This is a genomic window from Methylobacterium sp. E-016 (assembly GCF_022829745.1).
Classification (GTDB): Bacteria; Pseudomonadota; Alphaproteobacteria; order Rhizobiales; family Beijerinckiaceae; genus Methylobacterium.
This window is the reverse complement of sequence record NZ_JAKSYF010000010.1, coordinates 1-2,151: the sequence shown is the minus strand read 5'-3', so window position 1 is coordinate 2,151 and position 2,151 is coordinate 1. Positions and strand designations below refer to the sequence as shown.

Genomic DNA, 2,151 nt, shown 5'->3' with positions numbered 1-2,151 from the left:
GGCGCTCTTCTCGCCGTGAGCCGCGCCGGTCAGGCCGCCCACCTCCAGCTCCATCAGTCGCTCGGCTGCAAAACCGCTCATCTCGCGCAGCAGATCGGCGTCGGCACTCTTCTCCCTCAGCCCGAGCAGGACTATGATCTCGTCGGTCATCGAGGGTCTCTCGGGTTCTGGGTTGGTCATCGCCACCATCCCCTTCCCGGCACCCGCCGCTGACCACCCCTCAGATACACCACCGCCTGGGACACGACCGCTCCCGGACTCCAGATCGAGCTTTGTTGGCAGGGTCGCCCACCGCTTGTCGGGTGCCTTTTTGAGGCTTCCGAGCCCCTGAATTCACAGGGTATAAAACATCAGTAGACGTGTGCTTCGCGGATTTGCACCCTCCCTTCTGAAGCGGTAGGCCCGGTGCCGCAGATGCTAGGGGCGAGCTGCGTGCCAGCCTCAGCCAGGCCGTCCACTCGACCGACACGATGCGGACCACGTTCGTGTCGTTGCGGAAGCCAGCCACGCGCCGTTCCTCGACCGTCACCATCCCGAGCTTGCGGGCCTCCCGGACGGCGTTGCGCACAGTAGTCTCGGCCACGCCGACGATCGCTGCGAGATGCCCGACCGCGAGCCGGCAGTCGCCTTGGCGGGCAGTCTCGGCCGCGACGAGAGAGAGCACCGCTTGCTCCGCCAGGGTGAACCGTGCCGCAAGCCCCGGAGGAAGCCGTCCAGAGGCAGCCCAGCGGCGACGGCGGGCCATTGAGGCATCTGTGCGCGGACGGGAGCCTCGACGGCCTCGGCGGGGCTCTGCTGAGGCGGTGCTCGGTTCCGGGGTCACCCCTTGTCCTAGCGCAGCCTGTCGCGCCTCGATCAGCCCGGATAGCGCTTCGGCCTCAGCCTCGGACAGGTGCCCTTCCCCGAACGCCTTCCACAGCGCGGACGCGACGGCCGGCAGCGCGGCGCGCGGAGCCGCCTCCGCCTGCCTGCGGATCTCATAGGCATAGTTCATTGAACCCGGTCCCTCACGGGCCGCGGCTAGAGTCCAGGCAAAGCCTTCCCGTTGACGGAAACACGTTCCGTCTTGACTCCCGAGGGAGGTCATGGCTTGTGGGGAGCAGTCACGCGGCCCCACCAGGCCCCAGGTTTTCAGCAGCCTCTTCCTTGCCGGGAAGAGGCTGTTGGCTTTTCAGGGTCTATTTCGCGGCGATCTCTCCTGATGCCGGCTCACGACTCGCCATGGGGCGCGCCATAGCCGGACATGGCATGTCGGCCGGCAGGTACGGCTAAGTCAACGTCGGGAATGTCAGGCGGTGGGGTTGTCGTCCCTGGCGAGATGCGCTTCCTGCGCCGCCATGATCCGATCCGAACTGGTCCAGCGCCTCGGCGCTGCGAACCCGCAACTCTATGCGAAGGACTGCGAGGCCGTGGTCGATGCCATCCTGGGCCGGCTCGCGGACGCCATCGTGGCCGGCGATCGTGTCGAGCTGCGCGGGTTCGGCTCCTTCACCATCGTGGAGACGCGGGCGCGAATGGGCCGCAACCCAAGATCCGGTGCGCCCGTCTCCGTCGAGGCGAAATCGAAGCTGGTCTTCAAGGCCGGGAAGGGGATGCGGGACCGGCTGAACCCGCAGTCCGGCACAAGCGTAAGTGAGCCGCGCCGAGTTTAAGAGACGACGCTTAGACCTGAATGCTGCCGGCTAGATCCGAGCGCGCGTATCTGCCCCGTTCGCCGGATGCGGACGGGATAGCCCTTCCACCCCTTTGATATCCGGGTAAGCTCGCGGTCCCGTTCGGATTTTACATACACAAACAGGACCGGCCCCTCAACGAGGGCGCCAACGCCGACAGAGATGTACCAGGGGTGCTGCCGCAGTTCGGCATCTAGCACTACCTGGGCACTTTACGGGGTCGTGCTGCGTTGTCTGCTCGAGGAGGGCTCGGGCAGACACCCCAGCACCACCCCCTAACGCGCCCAGGTAGTGCTAGATGTCGAACTGTGGCAGCACCCCTGGTACATCTCTGTCGGCGTTTTCGCCCTGGTGGGGGAGCGCGTCCTGGTTGTGTCTGGAAAATCCGAACGGGTCCGCTAGCTTGACTGGATCTCACAGTGGTGGAATGCCTAGCCCCTCCGGATCCGCCGAACGGGGACGATACTCTCGTTCGTAT

2 protein-coding genes and 1 pseudogene are annotated in these 2,151 nt (G+C 65.7%); 1 reads left to right on the top strand and 2 read right to left on the bottom strand.

The features are described 5' to 3' along the window. Nucleotides 1–150 (bottom strand): annotated as a pseudogene (locus MKK68_RS00435) (IS256 family transposase); the annotation flags it as partial. 70 nt (nt 151–220) lie between these two features. Next, nucleotides 221–994: a helix-turn-helix domain-containing protein gene (locus MKK68_RS00430; protein WP_244027506.1), complete on the bottom strand. Its 774-nt coding sequence runs from the start codon at nt 992–994 to the stop codon at nt 221–223. Between the two features lie 343 nt (nt 995–1,337). Between MKK68_RS00430 and MKK68_RS00425 the strand changes: the two genes are divergently transcribed. Then, nucleotides 1,338–1,652 carry an HU family DNA-binding protein gene (locus tag MKK68_RS00425; protein ID WP_244027504.1) on the top strand — a complete coding sequence of 105 codons (315 nt, stop codon included), beginning with the start codon at nt 1,338–1,340 and terminating at the stop codon, nt 1,650–1,652. The last annotated feature ends 499 nt before the right edge of the window (nt 1,653–2,151 follow it).

Coding starts and splice junctions, on each gene's coding strand:
- MKK68_RS00430 (WP_244027506.1), bottom strand. CDS start 994: ATGAACTATGCCTATGAGATCCGCAGGCAGGCGGAGGCGGCTCCGCGC.
- MKK68_RS00425 (WP_244027504.1), top strand. CDS start 1,338: ATGATCCGATCCGAACTGGTCCAGCGCCTCGGCGCTGCGAACCCGCAA.